Here is a 17,827-nt window from a genome sequence, read left to right as displayed (position 1 = left end):
AGGTGCCGTGGCTGGCCGCGAAGTAGATGCGACGATAGGCATCGTCATCAGCTAGCAGATTAGCCGTCCACGGCACTTCCCAGCTTGCCCCGGTCACCACACTGTCATCGTATCCAAGCTCATCTTCAAACACCAAGGATTCTTGAGTTTTGTTCGAGAGTTTGGGGCTAGATGACGTACCACCTAAGAGGCGCAACTTTGGAACGTAGGTTGCTGTGCAAACACCCGCAACGGTCGCAGCAGCAGGCTCGATATGCAACACGGTGTCATCCGCTTTCGCGTCAGACGCCAAATAAACTTTAACTTTCGTACCGCCTGCGTTAGCGAACAATAGCGGGGTTCCACCGCCAATTCCCACACCACCTACAGCAGCACCCAAGTTGATCGTTGTAGCATTCGCTGTAATGCCTGCGTTGCTGGTTGCAATGCCGTTAATCGTGACGGGTTCTGTGCGATCGCCCAAGGGTAAAAGTGCAACATACACTTTCACCTTGTCTCCCGCTCCTGTAACAAACTTCTTAGGCATGAAATTCTTGTCTCCAGATCTGGATGATCAGCCCCAGAATTCCTACCCCCTACAAACGGGCAGGGCTGATTCACTAGCAGTAGAAAAAGGAGAATAGAAAAGCTGTTTCTAATGGCGCTGTCATGAGCCTGATAGAACACCTCAAACAAATCTGCGATTTTCGGAGCCGAGGGCACTATCCGTTCTATCCGATTCAGCCATCATCTTGCCGAAAGTCCAAATATGGCCCAACCCTTTGCCGGAAGTTCAAGCTCTAGTTATAAGTTCATGTTATGAACTGTCATCAATGGCTTCTAGTGCTCTTGAAGTGGACTTTTTTCATGTTCGCTGCTACTGGAGGCCTTAATCCATCACATCTCGGTGCTGAGTGCGAAATCCACTCGTGATAATGCTCAATGGATGAACCTATAGAGAGAGGTTCTTTTTATTGTGTCTTTAGAAACTGTATGCAAGCCCTTTAGATTGCCAAAACAGGGCTGCTCTGATCTAAAGAGCAGCTTTAAGTCAGGTGTGATGATTCAGAATCAGGCACTCCTATCCATAAATGAAGACCCCTTTCGCTCAGTCCACGAGGTGAAGTCATGGCTCCCGTTGATGTCTTAAACCAAATTTCGGATGTCATTTGGGAGATTCCGGTCTCTTACAAAGAGGGAATGCGGGTGCCTGCCCGAATTTATGGCACTGAAAAATTGATTCGAGAGTTGGACGATGCGGTCTATGACCAGATCACCAACGTTGCGACCCTGCCCGGAATCACCAAATATGCTTTGTGTATGCCCGATGGTCACTTTGGCTATGGCTTCCCGATCGGTGGTGTAGCGGCAATGGATGTGGATCAGGGGGGTGTGATTTCTCCAGGGGGCATTGGGTTTGACATTAATTGTGGAATGCGCCTAGTGACGACCAATCTAGATTACAAAGAGGTCAAACCTCATATTAAACGATTGGTAGATAAGCTCTATGAACGGGTTCCGGCAGGCGTTGGCAGTGCCGGATTTGTCAAGCTATCCCGTAATGAGTTCCGTAAGGTGGCGGAGCAGGGGGCGCAATGGTGCATTCACAATGGTTATGGCTGGGAAGAAGACCTGGAATTGACAGAAGAGCAGGGCTGCTTAAAGGGAGCCGATGCCAGCAAGATTAGCGAAAAAGCGATTGATCGCGGCGCTCACCAAATTGGTACATTGGGTTCGGGTAATCATTACTTAGAAATTCAGGTTGCCAAACGGGAGAATATTTTTGACAAGAATTTAGCCAAAGCGATGGGTATAACTCGTCCCGATCAGGTAGTGGTGATGTTTCACTGCGGCAGCCGTGGGTTTGGACATCAGGTCGCGACGGATTATCTGCAAAGCTTTCTCAAAGTGATGGAAAGCAAGTACGGCATCAAGATTCTTGATCGCGAATTGGCCTGTGCCCCCTTTCATTCCCCCGAAGGACAAGCGTACTTTTCTGCGATGCAATGCGGCATTAATATGTCGTTTGCCAATCGACAGGTAATTTTGCACCGTATTCGCGAAGTATTTTCGCAAGTGTTTGAGCGATCGCCCGAAGATCTGGGGATGCACATGGTTTATGACGTCGCACACAATACTGCCAAGTTGGAGACGCATGTAGTAGATGGTCAGGAGCGATCGCTGCTTGTTCACCGCAAGGGAGCGACCCGCGCCTTTGGTCCAGGAATGAGTGACCTACCCTACCGTTATCAAGAAATTGGTCAGCCTGTGATCATCGGCGGCAGCATGGAAACGGGGTCGTACTTGCTCACAGGGGTATCCACAGGTGATCAAACGTTCTTCAGCACCGCCCACGGCAGCGGACGGACAATGAGCCGCACAAAAGCCCGCAAAACCTGGCAGGGACAGCAGCTTCAGAAAGAAATGCAGCAAAAGGGCATCTATGTTCGCAGTACCTCCCATGCCGGACTGGCAGAGGAAGCGGGAGGAGCTTACAAAGATGTCGATGAGGTCATCGAAGTGGCGGAGTTGGCTGGTATCAGTCAACGGGTGGTCAAGTTAACGCCGATCGGCAATGTGAAGGGGTGAAGTATGCTAGGACGCACGCCTTTAACTGTTCTTACGGGACCACTTGGTAGTGGCAAGACTACGCTACTGCGGCACATTCTGGCAGTAGTGCCACGCAAGCTTGCCATTTTGATGAATGAATTTGGGGAAATTGCGATCGACACAAAAATTCTGCAAGGCAAGAATGTGGAGATGGCAGATTTGGGAGGCGGTTGTGTTTGTTGTTCGCTACTGGGTGAATTTGAAGCGGCTGTCGATGAAATTATCGCAACGGTGAAGCCAGACCATCTTGTCGTGGAAACAACTGGGGTGGCAGAACCCGATGCCCTAGTGTTTGACATTCAAGAAAGTTTGCCCCAGGTACGACTCGATGGCGTTATCACCGTCATTGATGCTGATGGGATGGTGAAGTATCCTCAGGTGGGACATACCAGCCGCATTCAAATTGAATCAGCAGATATTCTGCTACTCAATAAGGTGGATCTCGTTTCTGAGCAGGAATTGGTAACGATTACTGACAAACTTCACACGATTAACGAAATTGCTTCCATCATTTCCACGGTTCGCTGTCAGATTGACCCCGATTTGCTATTTGGCATTGGGCGAGATCGCTTACAATCATCACCGCATCATCACCATCAACCAGAGTTCGAGTCCTTCAGCCATACATCACAAGCGGTATACGATCGCGCCCGCTTCACCGAATTCGCCGATTCTCTCAATTCTGATGTCTATCGAGCCAAGGGCTTTGTGCAATTTCCTGAAGGCACTCACCTGTTCAATTTTGTCGCCGGGCGCTGGGATTTAGAACCCTTTGAGCCTTCCTCAACAGAACTTGTTTTCATCGGCAAACAAATCACACAACAAAAGCCTGAAATTTGCGATCGCCTCCAATCCTGTGAGCAAAAATAAGTGCTATGCCCTACGAATTCCTCGAAGATATCGCTACTGCTGATATTGCCTTCCATGCTTGGGGAGACGATTTAGAGGAAGTGTTCAAATCCGCAGGAGATGCTTTGATCAACACCATGATTGATAATCTGGAGGCAATTGCAGTCACGGAAACTCGTACTTTTCAACTAGAAAATGATGAACTTGATCTATTGCTGTTTAACTTTCTACAGGAATTTGTTTATTACAAAGACAGCGAATTGTTATTGTTACGGGCACAGCAGGTTCAGATTGAGACCAAAGCATCTGGCTATCACCTGACAGCAGTCACACGAGGAGAACGGTTGGATCGAGATCGCCATCATCAGCGAGTTGATGTCAAAGCCGTCACACTCCATCAGTTTCAACTCGAAAAAACAGACAATGGTTGGACATCTCAAGTTATTCTCGATATCTAACATCCATACAGCTTTTATCTGTAAATTCAACGTTCAAAATCGCCAATTTAAAATCACAAGATGCTGCACATCGACGGTTCCTATGGAGAAGGGGGAGGACAAATCCTTCGCACCAGCTTAAGTTTGGCAGCGATTAGCGGGCAACCGATTCGCATCGATCGCATCCGAGCAAAACGGCAAAAGCCAGGATTGGCAATTCAGCATTTAACGGGGGTACGGGCAGCCGCAACCCTTTGTCAGGCAAAAGTCAAAGGCGATCACGTTGGTTCAACCCAGTTAGAATTCATTCCCAGCCAGCCTGTTCAAGCTGGACAGTACACCTTTGATGTAGCGCAAACTCTGGGAACCGGATCAGCCGGGGCAGTGACCCTGATTCTGCAAACGGTTTTGCTACCACTGGCACTAGTGAAAGGGGAGTCGATCGTCACTTTGAAAGGGGGGACGTTTATTCCCTGGAGTCCGCCAGCTTCCTACATTGAGCAAGTGTATCTCCCGTTCTTGCAACAAATGGGAGTGCAGGCAATGGTGAAACTCGTTGCTTGGGGCTGGTATCCACGTGGCGGTGGTGAGTTGGACCTACAGGTTAGCGGTAATGGTGATGGAGTTGGTTCGCTCAAACCCATTCTGTTGTTAGAGCGGGGAGCTTTGCGGCAGGTCAAGGGATTGGCGATCGTCACTGAACTGCCGTCCCATATTCCGCAACGGATGGCGAGTCGGGCACAGAATTTGTTAGAGCAAGCGCACCTAAAAGCTCAAGTGCAACCGCGACGAGAACGAGGGGTTGGCCCCGGAGCGGGCGTTTTTCTGGCAGCTGAGTATGAGCAGACCCGGACAGGCTTTGGGGCGGTCGGAAAACTCGGATTACCCGCCGAAGAGGTTGCCGCGATCGCCACTCAGGAACTTCTAGCATTCCATGCAAAGGCCGCCCCTGTGGATGTTCATTTAGCAGATCAGCTCCTCTTGCCAGCTGCCTTAGCTTCGGAACCAAGCCAATATCGAGCCGTTGAAATCAGTACTCATCTGATCACGAATGCCTGGGTGATTGAGCAGTTTGGACTAGCAAAAGTTGCGATCGACCATAGCACTCAACTCGTGACTGTCACACCCTCACCCCAATCGTAGATCAATCATGATTGCCTTGTTCTGCTGATGAATCAGCCCTGCCTATAAACGGGAACGCTAACGGCGACGTTTACGCAACGCCCAATCATGGCAAATACAATCAACATTGAGTTCTACAGTCAGTTGCTGGACTCAATGGGCAAAAACATTCATCACTTTAATGGACTGGTCGATCGCGAACGTGCCGCAAAAGAAGAGGCACAACGTTATGCAGCAGAGCTAGAAAACTCAGTTGCCGCTAAAGATGCGACGATCGTGAACCTGAATGGGCAAATTGCTCAAATGCAAACAGGTCTGGAAACCGCAGAGCAAGCAGCGCTGGCTGAATTGGCGCAGAAGGTTGAAATGCTGAACGACGCGATTTCGGAGGTGCTATCTCCCACTGCCAACCCTGCACCCGAAACCAACCCACCCTCTATCGAGGAATTCCCTGCACCAGAAGTTGAACATGCTGAAGAGTCGCACGACTCCCTGGATGAAGAAACCGAAGTCTAGAGCCAATCATCGAATTCTTCGATATCTGGAATCCTGACTGAAACTTGTTCCCTAACCCCGCTGCCTTTTTCAACCTTAATGGGAATAGCGCGGGTGTTAGGGAATTTTCGTCTGAGCTTATCTTTCGCCGCTTCTAAGGTGTAATGGTCACCCCACTGCACCAAGAAGATCTGCCACATCTTAACGGCTCTCACCGAGTCGAATGTTGCCTTACCCTCATCAGAAATTGGGCTACGACGAATCACCACTTCTAGTCCTGTGACGGTGCGATCGCTCACTACATCGCCGCTATCAAGCACAATCACCGCAGGCGTTGTAGTGCCACCGGTCAGCGCATAAGTGCCCACTTCATCAGTGAGCAGTGTCTCAATTTGGTTGCGGAGTTCTACAACATTCACGACAGTTCCCGCTTCAACGCTTCACCCATGATGCCTTCAAAATCGGTATTTCGCATGGCTTCTTCAGTCCAAGGTCTAGCAGGTATCGGGTTGCCATTGCTATCTATACCTTCATGAACATTTCCGGCATGTTCAGCCGTCCATTCAATCGTTGCACTGTTGCCGTCGTAAACCGGCTCTTGCTGAGAATCGCGTAATTCGCCCGTGTCCACAATGTCACGCGGAGATCCAACGAACTCCCCATTTTTCCGCAAGGTATAACCGTCCCACTTCCAAATTGGAGACTCGATCGCCTCCTGGCATTCATCCCCGTATGCTTCTACGGTTTCCTTGAATGCTTTGTCGATCGCGCCATTCAATTTTGCAATTGCCGCCGCATTCAGTTTTAAGTTCACAGGAAGATTGGCTCCTCGTCAATGTCGAGATAAATCTGCTGCGGGCTAATCACACGCCCTGCTGAAGCCAGAAACCCAGTTGTGATCAAATCTGCATCTTGGGTGATTAGTCCGTTTGTGCCTACGAATAACGGCTCTCCCGGCGTCCAATTCCAGCCAGAACTACTAATCACACCTTCAGAGAGCAACACCACCGCTTGACCGGGATTTGTGGGCGCTTTGGTCATCCCGACGATCGCATAGGCATGACTGAGAATGGATTGATCCGTGTAGACCAACAATCCATCCACCACCGCAACAAGGCGATTAGACTCAAGTGCGATCGCAGATATCAAACCGCTATCAATCACTGGCACGGGCGTTGTCTCCTTGATTGCGGTGAACGTGCCGTAAATCTTGTCTCCCAACACATCGCGAATGCCCCACACATCTTGGGTAGGGATTCGCATGAGGAATTTTCCAACCTGGCCACCCACGATCGCATCTGTCTCGGCTAGAACTGGAATCGAGGCAGGCACATAGAGCGGGTTCGTCATGCGCCCGCTCATCGCTTCGGATGGCGTTTGCACTCCCGGCGAGGCGTCAACGCCGCGATTGCTCTGCACGCCATCGGGCTTGAGATAGCACTCGATATCCAAATCCCCAAGCACAGAGATAACATTGCCCGTAGCGGGGTCAGTCACCGTTTGTCCTGTGGGGAGATGGAATGTTAGCTTCGCGTTGGTGGGAAACGGTGAGAGCGTCATGCCGCGCCTTTTTTCAACTCGCTAATACGACGATTCAGCACATTCACGATCGCTTTGCGCTGTTCTTTGGCAAGATAGCCTTCGAGCATCGGAATATCGAAGGTGGCTTCGATCACTTTCTGAGATCTTCTTCAGAAAGTTTGTCTAAGCCAGATTCGACAGGGGTTTTCTTGGGGACGATCGCTTTTTCCTCAATCACCTCGATCGCTCCCCATTCAGAATGTTGAGCATAATCAGGATGCGAAATTAAGCGCTTAACCTCATCCTCAGACCGATGATTCGTGCCTGGATTGAGGCGTAAGCGATCGTAGAATTGCTCCCCACGACGAGGAGGATTCAGTTTCTCAGGACGGAATAAAACTAGCTTCACATTGAATTCTCCCAATTTTTCTAAGGTTTACAACTGCGGAGTCAGGTCTCGACCACAGTGATTGCGTCTACAAAATCAACAATAAGTAATTACGATGCTTTAACGTAATCGATTGACCGTGCTGCTTTGGGGAAATTCCAAATCACAGGAGAGGTGCACGCATACATCGGTGTGATGTATTTAGCGTTGCGATACTCTTCAGGCAACGGCTTGGTCATTTCGATATGACGTTCGACAATCTCAGGATCGAGCGGGTAGAGCAGAATTCGATCCTTATTGGTAGCGGCTGCCTGCACACCGTTTGCTTCGAGGGTAGCGCTCTTGAGTTCCGTCACCTTGCGAATATCAGTCAAATCGGTATTGCCGAGAATGTACTGCTTGATATTCAGGTTGCTATCACCGACACGCTTCTTCATCAGAATCCCGTGCAGCTCAGGTGTCACCAGTGCCACAGTCGGCGACTCGGTGAGTTCGGTGTTGCTTTCAATGCTGACAATTTCATCGATAAACCACTCGATTACATCGTCTGCTGTCGCGGTTTCTGGGTTGAATGAACTGCTATTTACAGGCACGTCAGGGTTGTTCAGGAAGCCGGTGCAGTCGTATTTTGCCGCACCAAATGCCGCAATCTTGTTCATCTTCTCCGCGATCGCGCGACGAGCAGCAAATGCTTTCTTATCGCTCAATGGCACATTAGAAAATTGTGCTGCCTGCATCTGCCGAAACGTGAAATGGAAGCCAGAGAAGACTGCAATGATCTTGAACTGAACTTCTTCTGCACCCACATCTGCAAGGGGAATGTCGAAGGCTTCATCCGCGACGATCGCGGCTTCACCAACCACTTCCATTTGCTCTTGCACCAGGGTTGCCGCTCCGGGCTGTAAGTCTGCCATTGTTGGCACGAGCGAGCCGTTCTCAAATTGCAGTTGACGGTAACGCTTCTCTAGAACTCCGGGAAGCTTCTGCTCTAGCCAGCGCTTCAAAATTGCGCCAGCGCTGTCTGTACGAAATGTCGTCATGTCAAATTACCCCTTGATGACTTGCATCAGAACTAAACCGGGACCTGCTGCTTCGAGAAACTTCAAGCGTGGGGCAGCATCACACTTGGCAGTGTCCGCATCATTGCGATAGCGCCCAATTCGCTCATGAGCACCTGGTGCGCCGTTCAGCGTGTGGCGAAAATAAACGGTGTCTGTGGGCAGCACTGCTTCTTCGACATAGCCGTAGAACAGCCCTTCAACCGTGTAACCCATTGGACGTTTGGGTTCATAACCCAGGTCGCCATTGGCATCAACCGTTTTTTCGTTCTTTTCCCAAACGTCGGTTTTGGTTGAAATGCCCATGAATTGCTGCCCTGTGGCAGAAGGCAACGCGATCGCAACATCAGTTCCGGATGACCCTGTACCCCGAACAACCGTCCGTCCAAACGGAATAATGGCAGAGGTTGAGTTGTAGCCAGTTCGAGCTACCCAGTCTTCCATGCGGGCAACTTGTCCTTCATACCCACGTGCTAAATCGCCGTAATTGGTGATTCCCATTAGTCGTCACTTCCTTGCTTCCAAGCGGTTTCATAAGCGTTAGCTGCTTTTTTGTTGGCAGCATCGATTGCGTCGGCGTGAACGGTGTTTTGCGCGATCGTCACCAGGTTGAGCAGTCCTTCAGAACTGTCTGCACGGCTGGTGGTTACTTGCAACTGGGCGGCAATTGTGTCCCAAATGGCGTTCACATACTCGTCTGATTTGCCGTCGAGTTTGACGTTGGGAAGCTTCGCCGCGATCGCCAGCTTGCGAATGTCAGCCACAGGTAATTTGTAGTCCGGCTGATAATCAGCTTTATCCACGCGTAGCAACGGCAGAACAACGCTCCAAGCATCTAAGCGCTCTGATACTGCGGTAGAAACTTGGTCCGCGTCCATGCGAGTCTGTTCTGCGGCATCTAGCTTCGTTGTGAGGGTTGTAACTTGTGCTTCTAGACCCGTGGCTTTGCCTTCAGCAGCATCGAGCTTGCCTTGCAGGTCGGTTACTTTGGTGGCTGATGCTGCACTATCGGTTTGCAGTTTCAGTGCAGCATCAGCGAGTTTGTCGTTGTCAATGGAAAATACTTCTCCACCGATCGTGATTTGGCGCATAGGTTTGCTTTCGGGTGTGGATGATTGAAGGGTTTTAACAGGTTGATTAATTTGCTCTGTTGTTCCCTCATCGGATTTAGCCCGACCCACAAATACGCTGACCTGGCGCTCGATTTCATCCAGGTTCATCAATCGGTTAATCAAGGTTTCTGTACTCAGCAGCTTCTTGATGCGAGATTCGTCAAAGTCGGCATCATCGCGATCGCTGCGAATGTGCAGCCAGTGCTCATCTGCCGAATCCACATGAAAGCCCACCTCTGCCCCGGCTCTACCGTGAGGGACACCAGCCACATGATTGCCTAAACGCTCTACCTGATCGTATTTGCCATCGCTTCTGGGCCGGATGGGAGCATCGTAACCACAACTGGTTTGATCAGTCCTGCCAGAAATCACTTCCTCGATCATTTCTTCGTCGAGAACCGTTGAAACCAACCCGAGAAAGTCACCATCAATGATGGCGGTGTGCCCGGTTAACCCACGTGCATGCTGACGAGCATTCTTAGGCGTTACCCGTCCTCCTGGCGGATGCAGTAGGGTGATCGGCTTCATTTTGAAGCTGTCGATCGAGTCTTTGTTAAACAAAACCTCTGGCGTGACAACTTCAGTTCGCTCGGTTCCGTCCGTGTTGCGATATTGCAATTCGCCCACACGAGCGATTCGCATGTAAGCCCTGAGAAAGCCTTCGGGCGTAAATTGATGCTGTAAAATTCTGCCGCGATCGACGTGAAAAACCATTGCAGCGAACGATAATTGTCGCTGTCAGATTTCCTACGAGTACGCCCAGAGATGCGATCGCGGCTTTACTGTAGTACAAACATTATAATTTTGCTGTTCAGCGAGGGTTGAGCAATCGGCAAAATTTACAATCCTCGCTGAACTTGCTTTTTACAGAGATAGATACATTATGAGTGACGAACACGCTTCTGATGCTCCCACGACTGATGAGCAGGAGTTGAATCTTCCCGTAGAAGATCATGATTGGCTGCTGAAAATGTTCATTCGCTTAGTAAACGACATGGACATGGAGATTGGGGTCACACTAAATGTTAGAGGGCTGATGGTTTCCGGTCTGCTGATCGGTGGGAAAAAGTACTTTGATGGAATTGCTCAAGAAGTTCTAGCGACTGCTTCTCCAGCATTTGGGGAGGGCTTCCACGGTTTCCTCGCAAAAATAGGTGAAGATATGTACCCAAAAAAGAATGAAGAGAATCCCAAACAAAAGAGGGGTATAGGGTTCGTCCATCTGAAAAACGCCACAATTATTGGTGGCAATGGATCACCCATTCCATCGAACAGCGGCAAGTATTGGCGAGGACGCCTGAGTGCTGTCGATGGATTTTGGCTCGGCAATATAGCGTTTACTCGCTAAACAAAGCTAGCGAGTTGGGCTAGCGATCGCTTAATTGTTCCAGCGATCGCTAGCCCAACTCACTCAGATCCGCCAGCAGTTTCACAAGTTCATCCCGCTTTGCCGCTCTGCTACGAGATCGATAAATTAAAGTTGATCGTCTTTGGTAATTGCGGTTACAGTATTGCACCTCCAATAATCAGGAATAAAAATGCAATATCCAACAAGACAAACATGCCTACCTGGCGATCGCGTTTCAACTGGGAGCGCTTCTGGTTACGTTGTCGGTTCTTCACAAATACCGTGCCGCCATCCTCTTGTTAATGTCAGGCTTGATCATCAACCTCCAAACTCTCAAGGTTTTCCTTATGACCCTCAAACACTAGTTTTTATATCTCGTGGTTAAACTACATTGCTGCATTGGAATACTCAACTGTGCAGCGGCAATTCGCCCCACACTGACAATTCTGCTTCGGCAATGGCAGAGACCCGATCGCAACTACACCCCGCGCTGCATAGAGAATACAATCTGGGCACGATTCTGAGGCGTGGAGACGTCGCCTCATATAGCGATCACCGTTGTCTTTTGAATTCTGTTGCTGAGTCTGCGAGAAGCTGATGTTGGAGCTGTTGGCATACAGTTTCAGGCGTTGCTCAAACTGAGCACGGGTCATCGTGCCTTTCGTCAAGTCGGTGGCGAATTGTTGGAGGTATTTGTACTGCGATCGCAGTTCCCGACCCACGGCCAGATAATCTGCTGAAGTCATCCGGTCCACGCCACCGCGCCCCAAGATGGCTTGATTAGTGTGTAAGGTCTTAATCGTCTTAGCGGTGGTTTCTTGCCAGGTTCGCAGGCTAATTTTGCCATCTGCGAGAAGCCCGCCCAACGTTTGAAAATCTGCCTTGATCGTCTCCACATAGCCACGTTGCAGATTGAGCATCGCTTCACGTGGAACGAATTTACCCGAGTCACCATAGCGATAGCGACCTGATCGCCTGTCCCAGATAAAGTCAGGCGAATCTAGATGAATTGGCAATTGTGGCAATTGATCACTAAGGTTGACCATCGAGCAGCCCCTTAAACTTGTCAGGAGCCGCCGCCCGCCAGTCATTCAATGCTGCATCAATGTCGGCTTGAGTGATATCTGCGATCGCAGCATACTGTGCCTCACTCAGAACCTCACCTGCAATCTTCAACGGTTCAGCAGCATCGGTTTTGTACTGGTTGATATCGGAAAGTGATATCTCACGAATTCCACCAAAGAACTCAGCAGGCATGACTTGTTTGTAAATTTGCTTTGCCTGCTCTGCTGAGTCAAAGCCCAGCATCAGCTTCTCTTCATCGAATTGCCCATTGATGTGTTGAGCAATGGCATACACTTTCTCACTAGCGAAGTTGCTGCCCAAATAGCAATCCACCGCCATGCCATCTGCACCCTTAGTCTTTTGGATGTGCCCATAGGCAACGGGCAGCATCCGACCATGACGTTGATCGAAGGGTAGATATTGCAGTCCTAGTTTGAAGCCGTGGAAGTCGATAATTTTCTTGGCAGGCGTGTTGTCATCTGTGCGTAACGAATCCTGCTTCTGCTGGGGTTGCTTCTGCTGATTTGGCTGTGGTTGTGACTGCTGTTTCTGCTGACGGGGCAACTCTGGCAACTCATCAGACAGCAACTGTCGCTCGATCGAGTACTCGAAACCTCCCCATGCTCCCTGGCGCACTTCCTCACGAGAAAGCGTCCCCATTGCGATCGATGGCGCATCAATTTCTCTCGTCTGCTTACCGCGCAACTCAACTTGCTCTTTCAAATTGAGTTTCAGCACCGACTTGTACTTGAGGCTCCATCCTTCTGGCACTCTGCCACCCGTGCAGCCATTCTGCGCTAGGAAACTGAGGCGGAAAAACTCACTAACTTGTTCGTCGATCGCTTCAGCTTGATAATCCTCAACACAGTCCGCCCATTCGTATTTGTCACCTTCAGAACTGTTAGAGAGTGCGGTTTTCTGGCTACTTCCCCAAAGCTTGGTCGGTGGCATAGCTGCAGCAGCTGAGGTGTCATCTTTCATGCGATCGATCAGCGCATCCAGCCCGCCGAAGTTGCGCGAGACATATTCCGCTTTCTCGTCAGCATCCATTGCGATGCCGCCTAATGAGGATTTCGACAGCAGAATCGCTCTGAACCGTCGCAAAATATCTTCTTCTTTGCCGCGCAGAATCAGATCGCCCAAGCCCTTCAGGGAGTAAGCGAAGGTGTCATAGTCCTGCACCATGCGGACGCTGTATTCGATCGTGGTCAGATACTTAATGAATGATTGATAGAAGCTCAGTAAAACTGAGTCATGGTAATGGCTGTTGTAACTCAGCATGTCACCATACAGCCGTTTACCAGGGAAGCGGAGAATGCGCGATCGATGGATGCGTCCATATGTCATGCCATCCCCTAGTCCTTGATTCTGAGGCAATGCCAGACGGTAAAATTCTGGGTTTCCGGGTCGTCCGGTATTGGGTTCGGGGGTGAGTTGATAGCGGGTGACGGTCTCTAACCACGAAATCTGCCGAATGTTTTTCTCGTTGATCGGCTGTTCTGGGGGCTGCCCGTCATCAATCCCCATCACAATGAAGCCGTCACCTTCGAGCCGTCCAAGGATGGCTGCCTCTCGAACTTCACCTCGCAGCTTCAGATCGTTCGCATATTGAATCGCTTTAGAGGGGATGTTTTTGCGCCCTTTGCCGACGGTGATTTCGAGCCACGTCTTACTTGTGGCGGCTTTGGGCAGTAGGTCTACCACTTTCTCGCACAGCTTTGAGTTGCGATACAGCGCGTGAACTTCACCGCGATCAAGGGGAACAACAATCGTATTGATCGAGGTGTCGAGGAATTTGTCGCGTCCTGTCTGCCCTAAGCCAGTGCTACGGTTGCCCACCAATGCACCAAAGGCATTTAGAAGCGCACCATCGTTATGTAAAACTTCAACTGCCGTCGTTTCGTCACTCATTCCCAGAAGCTCAACGCGATTCTGGCTCAGAGTTCCTATTCTTTCAGAGCGTTTGCGTATGCATTGCAGCCAAGAGCTTGAATTTCTCGGCTCTTAGTTGCCCATGTTGTTTGAGGAACGGGAATGGGAATCAATTAGTTTCTGTAGCTGCTGCCGATCCGATGTGCGGGCAATGCCATCTTGAATTGCTGCCCCAATTTGATGTTGAAAAATTTGCACGACTCCGATTGTGCGCCGATCATAAGTCGGATGCGCTAACTCCAAATCTGCGCCCATGAATTCGTTCAATTGCTGATGCAACGTTTTCATGACTCGTTGGAGGGTACGCCGAGTCTGAGCATCTATCCGTCCCGTAACCTTGAGGCGATAGCGTTTTTGAAAGGCCTTGATTGCGTCGATCGTGACGCGATCATTGAGTGCTCCATTGTAGGAAGTGAAGGGATACTCTGCTCCGACTTCGGGCGCTTCGGTGAAGCCTAAACCATTGAGAATGCTGCGAACTTCAGCATTGCTGTACATTGAGGTTTGAACTTGTGACTGAGTGTTTGAGGAGTGAGACTTGGGAGCTTCAAGCGCCAAGACAGGGGCGGGTAAAAGGCTGCTGCCCGTAACGATCAAAGCCAACGTGAACAGTGCAGGGACGTGACGTTTCATGATAAATCTCCTTTGAGCTGAATTACCGGAAAGCCGTGTGTGACTGGCTTTCGTGCGGTTGATACTCATAAGGTATTCGGTTTCCTCAACTTGGTCGATAACGGTAAGTTGAGGAAAGTTAAGGAGTTAATCGACTTGCTTGGAGACTTTCATATTTCAAAGCAAGTCGATTTCTAGTTCGTTTTCATCAAGACTCATCACTACCCCACAATTAGGCTCATCACTGGAGTTCCACTCGATGCATTGAGTGAGCCATCTAAATCAGTCGTTGCTACAAAGCCGTTGGGCACATCAAGATCAAATGCAGTGTCGATCGCTAACTGCTCATCCATGAGGGAGTCGATCATCCCCGCCAAATTTGAGAAGGTCACGCCGTCTGCTTGCTTCACTGAGACATCCCTACGGTTCTGCTGCAAGGCTTTAGCTGATACATAGTAGCTGCGATAGATAACCGTTCCACCGGCGACTGTTACCCCTTCAATCTGGGTTTCAGCCTTCAGCTTGCCAGCCGATACCTTCAGTTTTTGGGTCAGAATCACATCGCGATCGCTAATGCTGGTTAATTCTTTGACGAAGCCTAATGCTCCAGTTAAGTCGGTATAAATTGACATGTGACACCCTCCTACACCAAATCAAAGATTATGGTGTAGGCTTCCCAACTTCGCAATTGGGAGTTCCTGCTTCATCGGGGTTCCCAAGCAACCTTCCTCCGCAGGCAGTATCACCGTTTGTCCAACGGCTACAAGTCCTGCTGCATCACCACTTGTGCAGATGCAACATCTCTATCTGTGCCATATCCACACTCACCGCATTTATGAACCCGCTAACTTAGTTCCTTCTTCCCGGTGTGCGCTCCACCATGAATGACTCCAGCTTTAGATACAAGTAATACAATTAGTTCTGCTCAGAAATCTTACTCGTCATCTGTAAAGGTGACCGATTTCCCAGCATTGACAAGTTGTTGAACAATTTTATTGTCCTGGTTTTTGATCGCCCGATCTAGAGCAGTACGTTGTGAAGTGTCTTTACTACTAACTTCGGCACCAGCTTCTAAAAGAACTCTAACAGCTTTGCTACTCTGCGAATCCACTGCAACCATCAAAGGAGTCACTCCACAGGGATCTTTTGTAAGGTTAACATCTGCCCCGGCTTGCAGCAGTAATTGCATGATCTCGATCTGGATCGCTTCACCCTCTTCTGGATAGAAACCTTTACCAGCAAAACGCGCTTTAGCTACCTCAATATATCTAGCAGATGCCCAAAGCGGAGTCATCGACGAGTCGTCCTCGTTTTTATTAGGATCTGCTCCATGTTGCAGAAGTATCCTAACAATCTCAACTTTTCCATGATACACGGCGGGTAGTAGCGCTGTGCTTCCATCAGAATCAAATGCATTTATATCTACACCTGCTTGAATAAGCCTGAGAATTTGATCAAGATTACCCTGCATCACGGCAGTAGTTAGTTCTTCAACTAACTCATTTTCTGTCTCTCTACGCTGGCGACGATGTAGTCCATTTGGAAGTTCTAATTGTGCTTCCTGTTGTAAGATTAGGTTTGTTAAAGGATACAAAAAGTCATAGATATCTTGCATACCATATGACGCTGCTCTCCAAAGTGGAGAATATCCAACGTCTTCCTCAAAGTTAGGATCAGCACCCCCTGCAATAAGCATTTGAACAAGATCTAGTTCACCGTATTCAACTGCTTGTTCTAAAGGGGTTTTGTGATCATCCAAACGCTGATTAAGATTAATGCCTATTTCAATCAGTTGCTTTAGGGAAGTGAGGTCATCTTGATAAAAAGCTTGCTCAAGGGCACTTTGCAATACAATTCTTTCTCCTGCATTGGAATTACTTTGCATAGCGATAGCCCCTTTAGAATAGTTCTTAAGAATAATTCCGACCCTTTTGAATGGTATCGTTGCCGATCTTTTTTCTCTGAGGTTAGGTGGAAGTTTATCCTTAAAATCTTAGGCAAGAATGACGATAACTTGAATCAGATTCCGTTGTTTTGATGTGATCGCGCCCTCACTATTTTACTGCAAAACGTTTACTGATACTAGGTTTTAGCGTTTTAGATTGCACTCCACCATGCGGCACCACTAGCATTCCTAAACCCGATCACGATCGCATCGCCAACATCGGGAGAACGGTGCAACCTTTTTTTGGTCTTCTCTTTGTCTTCAATCCGAATTTTGCCTGTAGAAGTGCTCTCGTAATACACCCCGGCTAAGTCTTCCATCGCTCGTTCTTCCAGGTCTCCGAGGGGTGCGATCGCGACCTCTCCTTTTCGCATCGCTTCTCTAAGGTTCCAGAAATCCTCAGCTTTAGCATTGAGATACTCAGCCGAGTTTTCAGCCGCTTGCCCCCAATGCACACCACCTGCTGCATATCCCTGCTCAAGTAGAGAGTCGAGTGGACCAGACCCAAAACCACCGCCACGATCGACCGTGATCGTTCCTGGATATTCTTTCAGCCCCTCCACCGCCAAAGCGGTCGCTCGGCTCGAATCCTGCATATCGCCTTTGGTGGGGACAGCTTTGATGCTGTAAAGAATTGCACCCTGCCAGCGCGAGCGGGCGTGTTCATCGACTCCATCCCCCACATCCAAGCCAAAGCGAGAATCGTGCGGTTTTGCCTGAGCATTCCAGTAGGCAGGGTCGGCATCGTAGCGTCTACGGGCTGCGATGAAATACGATCGCGGGATCACCGACTGAGACGAATCTTCAGGGAAGAATCCTTCTACCCGTGATTGCCAGTAGGCAGAGCCCTCGCCGTACTTCGATCTCGCTTCCTCAATCCAGCCGATCGACACGGCACCCGGAATCTTATCTTGAGGGCACCATTCCGCCCATTGCAACGGGGGCAGAACCTCGCCCTCTTCGTTGCAGATGACGGCTCTAACTTCTGGCTTGAGGCGACACACCCCTTCTGAATCGGGTTGATATGCCCAGGCAACGTTGGGATGGTCCCAAACTGGAATCCTGATGTGTTTGCGCTTGCAGGCTTTCTCAAATGACCCACCCGTTTCAATTGGGTTGCCAATTCGCAAGAAACGGTTATTTGCGCCAGTGGCACACGACGAAGCACCTTCGTCAATTTCATTGGAGATGCCGCAGGCTTCGTCTTCGATGACGAGCAAGTATTCATGGTGAACACCCTGAAACGCATTGCTATTGGTATCTGAGGCAGTGAAACCAAAGGCTCTCGCTTCCTCACTCACTCTGAGAAAGGTTTGTCCTCGTTCTCCTGGTAAGTTCTTTTTGCCGTGGGTCT

At 49.5% G+C, this 17,827-nt stretch carries 20 protein-coding genes; 6 read left to right on the top strand and 14 right to left on the bottom strand.

Annotated elements, in window-relative coordinates; genetic code table 11:
* A partial coding sequence (locus AC5I6P_RS17270) for a hypothetical protein (RefSeq protein WP_495695017.1) occupies positions 1-526 on the bottom strand: 526 nt, incomplete at its 3' end.
* A gap of 581 nt (positions 527-1,107) precedes the next feature.
* Here AC5I6P_RS17270 and AC5I6P_RS17265 point away from each other — a divergent pair.
* The 5 genes from AC5I6P_RS17265 to AC5I6P_RS17245 all read left to right on the top strand — a co-directional run bounded on the left by AC5I6P_RS17265 (position 1,108) and on the right by AC5I6P_RS17245 (position 5,513).
* Positions 1,108-2,568: an RtcB family protein gene (locus AC5I6P_RS17265; protein ID WP_495695016.1), complete on the top strand. Its 1,461-nt coding sequence runs from the start codon at positions 1,108-1,110 to the stop codon at positions 2,566-2,568.
* A gap of 3 nt (positions 2,569-2,571) precedes the next feature.
* A complete protein-coding gene (locus tag AC5I6P_RS17260) occupies positions 2,572-3,459 on the top strand; it encodes a CobW family GTP-binding protein (RefSeq protein ID WP_495695015.1) in 888 nt (295 codons plus the stop codon).
* Between the two features lie 5 nt (positions 3,460-3,464).
* A complete protein-coding gene (locus AC5I6P_RS17255) occupies positions 3,465-3,896 on the top strand; it encodes an archease (RefSeq protein WP_495695014.1) in 432 nt (143 codons plus the stop codon).
* Between the two features lie 60 nt (positions 3,897-3,956).
* On the top strand, positions 3,957-5,018 hold the full coding sequence (gene rtcA / locus AC5I6P_RS17250) for an RNA 3'-terminal phosphate cyclase (RefSeq protein WP_495695013.1): 1,062 nt from the start codon (positions 3,957-3,959) through the stop codon (positions 5,016-5,018).
* Positions 5,019-5,105: 87 nt separating this feature from the next.
* The gene (locus AC5I6P_RS17245; protein ID WP_495695012.1) at positions 5,106-5,513 is read left to right on the top strand and encodes a hypothetical protein; all 408 of its coding nucleotides are present in this window, start codon (positions 5,106-5,108) and stop codon (positions 5,511-5,513) included.
* Here the strand turns inward: AC5I6P_RS17245 and AC5I6P_RS17240 are convergent.
* The 7 genes from AC5I6P_RS17240 to AC5I6P_RS17210 all read right to left on the bottom strand — a co-directional run bounded on the left by AC5I6P_RS17240 (position 5,510) and on the right by AC5I6P_RS17210 (position 10,285).
* Positions 5,510-5,911, bottom strand: coding sequence for a hypothetical protein (locus AC5I6P_RS17240; RefSeq protein WP_495695011.1), 402 nt, complete (start codon positions 5,909-5,911; stop codon positions 5,510-5,512). The genes AC5I6P_RS17245 and AC5I6P_RS17240 overlap by 4 nt on opposite strands.
* Entirely contained in the window at positions 5,908-6,306 is a 399-nt protein-coding gene (locus tag AC5I6P_RS17235) for a hypothetical protein (RefSeq protein WP_495695010.1), read from the bottom strand. The genes AC5I6P_RS17240 and AC5I6P_RS17235 overlap by 4 nt, the downstream gene beginning before the upstream one ends.
* Complete coding sequence (locus AC5I6P_RS17230) at positions 6,303-7,052, bottom strand: hypothetical protein (protein WP_495695009.1); 750 nt, start codon at positions 7,050-7,052, stop codon at positions 6,303-6,305. The genes AC5I6P_RS17235 and AC5I6P_RS17230 overlap by 4 nt, the downstream gene beginning before the upstream one ends.
* 112 nt (positions 7,053-7,164) lie before the next feature.
* Positions 7,165-7,422, bottom strand: a complete 258-nt coding sequence (locus AC5I6P_RS17225) for a hypothetical protein (RefSeq protein WP_495695008.1) — start codon at positions 7,420-7,422, stop codon at positions 7,165-7,167.
* A gap of 89 nt (positions 7,423-7,511) precedes the next feature.
* The gene (locus AC5I6P_RS17220) at positions 7,512-8,441 is read right to left on the bottom strand and encodes a major capsid family protein (protein ID WP_495695007.1); all 930 of its coding nucleotides are present in this window, start codon (positions 8,439-8,441) and stop codon (positions 7,512-7,514) included.
* A gap of 6 nt (positions 8,442-8,447) precedes the next feature.
* A complete protein-coding gene (locus AC5I6P_RS17215) occupies positions 8,448-8,960 on the bottom strand; it encodes a structural cement protein Gp24 (protein WP_495693705.1) in 513 nt (170 codons plus the stop codon).
* The gene (locus AC5I6P_RS17210) at positions 8,960-10,285 is read right to left on the bottom strand and encodes a DUF2213 domain-containing protein (RefSeq protein ID WP_495695006.1); all 1,326 of its coding nucleotides are present in this window, start codon (positions 10,283-10,285) and stop codon (positions 8,960-8,962) included. Before AC5I6P_RS17210 ends, AC5I6P_RS17215 begins: the two co-directional genes overlap by 1 nt.
* A gap of 169 nt (positions 10,286-10,454) precedes the next feature.
* Here AC5I6P_RS17210 and gvpU point away from each other — a divergent pair, with 169 nt between their 5' ends.
* Positions 10,455-10,919, top strand: a complete 465-nt coding sequence (gvpU, locus tag AC5I6P_RS17205) for a gas vesicle accessory protein GvpU (protein WP_495695005.1) — start codon at positions 10,455-10,457, stop codon at positions 10,917-10,919.
* Positions 10,920-11,305: 386 nt separating this feature from the next.
* Here the strand turns inward: gvpU and AC5I6P_RS17200 are convergent, their stop codons facing one another.
* The 6 genes from AC5I6P_RS17200 to AC5I6P_RS17175 all read right to left on the bottom strand — a co-directional run.
* A complete protein-coding gene (locus AC5I6P_RS17200; protein ID WP_495695004.1) occupies positions 11,306-11,965 on the bottom strand; it encodes a hypothetical protein in 660 nt (219 codons plus the stop codon).
* Complete coding sequence (locus AC5I6P_RS17195; RefSeq protein WP_495695003.1) at positions 11,952-13,895, bottom strand: anti-CBASS protein Acb1 family protein; 1,944 nt, start codon at positions 13,893-13,895, stop codon at positions 11,952-11,954. The genes AC5I6P_RS17200 and AC5I6P_RS17195 overlap by 14 nt, the downstream gene beginning before the upstream one ends.
* Before the next feature lie 93 nt (positions 13,896-13,988).
* Positions 13,989-14,549, bottom strand: a complete 561-nt coding sequence (locus AC5I6P_RS17190) for a peptidoglycan-binding domain-containing protein (protein WP_495695002.1) — start codon at positions 14,547-14,549, stop codon at positions 13,989-13,991.
* Positions 14,550-14,749: 200 nt separating this feature from the next.
* Positions 14,750-15,160 carry a hypothetical protein gene (locus AC5I6P_RS17185; RefSeq protein WP_495695001.1) on the bottom strand — a complete coding sequence of 137 codons (411 nt, stop codon included), beginning with the start codon at positions 15,158-15,160 and terminating at the stop codon, positions 14,750-14,752.
* Between the two features lie 302 nt (positions 15,161-15,462).
* The gene (locus AC5I6P_RS17180) at positions 15,463-16,413 is read right to left on the bottom strand and encodes an ankyrin repeat domain-containing protein (RefSeq protein WP_495695000.1); all 951 of its coding nucleotides are present in this window, start codon (positions 16,411-16,413) and stop codon (positions 15,463-15,465) included.
* 212 nt (positions 16,414-16,625) lie between these two features.
* On the bottom strand, positions 16,626-17,827 hold a 1,202-nt coding region (locus tag AC5I6P_RS17175; protein ID WP_495694999.1), incomplete at its 5' end, for a hypothetical protein.

This window comes from Myxacorys sp. (assembly GCF_059501405.1).
This window is presented reverse-complemented; position numbering and strand designations above follow the sequence as displayed.

Excerpts from the sequence above, each read along its gene's own strand:
- AC5I6P_RS17265 (WP_495695016.1), top strand. The coding sequence starts at position 1,108 with ATGGCTCCCGTTGATGTCTTAAACCAAATTTCGGATGTCATTTGGGAG.
- AC5I6P_RS17260 (WP_495695015.1), top strand. The coding sequence starts at position 2,572 with ATGCTAGGACGCACGCCTTTAACTGTTCTTACGGGACCACTTGGTAGT.
- AC5I6P_RS17255 (WP_495695014.1), top strand. The coding sequence starts at position 3,465 with ATGCCCTACGAATTCCTCGAAGATATCGCTACTGCTGATATTGCCTTC.
- rtcA (WP_495695013.1), top strand. The coding sequence starts at position 3,957 with ATGCTGCACATCGACGGTTCCTATGGAGAAGGGGGAGGACAAATCCTT.
- AC5I6P_RS17245 (WP_495695012.1), top strand. The coding sequence starts at position 5,106 with ATGGCAAATACAATCAACATTGAGTTCTACAGTCAGTTGCTGGACTCA.
- AC5I6P_RS17230 (WP_495695009.1), bottom strand. The coding sequence starts at position 7,052 with ATGACGCTCTCACCGTTTCCCACCAACGCGAAGCTAACATTCCATCTC.
- AC5I6P_RS17220 (WP_495695007.1), bottom strand. The coding sequence starts at position 8,441 with ATGACGACATTTCGTACAGACAGCGCTGGCGCAATTTTGAAGCGCTGG.
- AC5I6P_RS17215 (WP_495693705.1), bottom strand. The coding sequence starts at position 8,960 with ATGGGAATCACCAATTACGGCGATTTAGCACGTGGGTATGAAGGACAA.
- AC5I6P_RS17210 (WP_495695006.1), bottom strand. The coding sequence starts at position 10,285 with ATGGTTTTTCACGTCGATCGCGGCAGAATTTTACAGCATCAATTTACG.
- gvpU (WP_495695005.1), top strand. The coding sequence starts at position 10,455 with ATGAGTGACGAACACGCTTCTGATGCTCCCACGACTGATGAGCAGGAG.
- AC5I6P_RS17200 (WP_495695004.1), bottom strand. The coding sequence starts at position 11,965 with ATGGTCAACCTTAGTGATCAATTGCCACAATTGCCAATTCATCTAGAT.
- AC5I6P_RS17195 (WP_495695003.1), bottom strand. The coding sequence starts at position 13,895 with ATGAGTGACGAAACGACGGCAGTTGAAGTTTTACATAACGATGGTGCG.
- AC5I6P_RS17190 (WP_495695002.1), bottom strand. The coding sequence starts at position 14,549 with ATGAAACGTCACGTCCCTGCACTGTTCACGTTGGCTTTGATCGTTACG.
- AC5I6P_RS17185 (WP_495695001.1), bottom strand. The coding sequence starts at position 15,160 with ATGTCAATTTATACCGACTTAACTGGAGCATTAGGCTTCGTCAAAGAA.
- AC5I6P_RS17180 (WP_495695000.1), bottom strand. The coding sequence starts at position 16,413 with ATGCAAAGTAATTCCAATGCAGGAGAAAGAATTGTATTGCAAAGTGCC.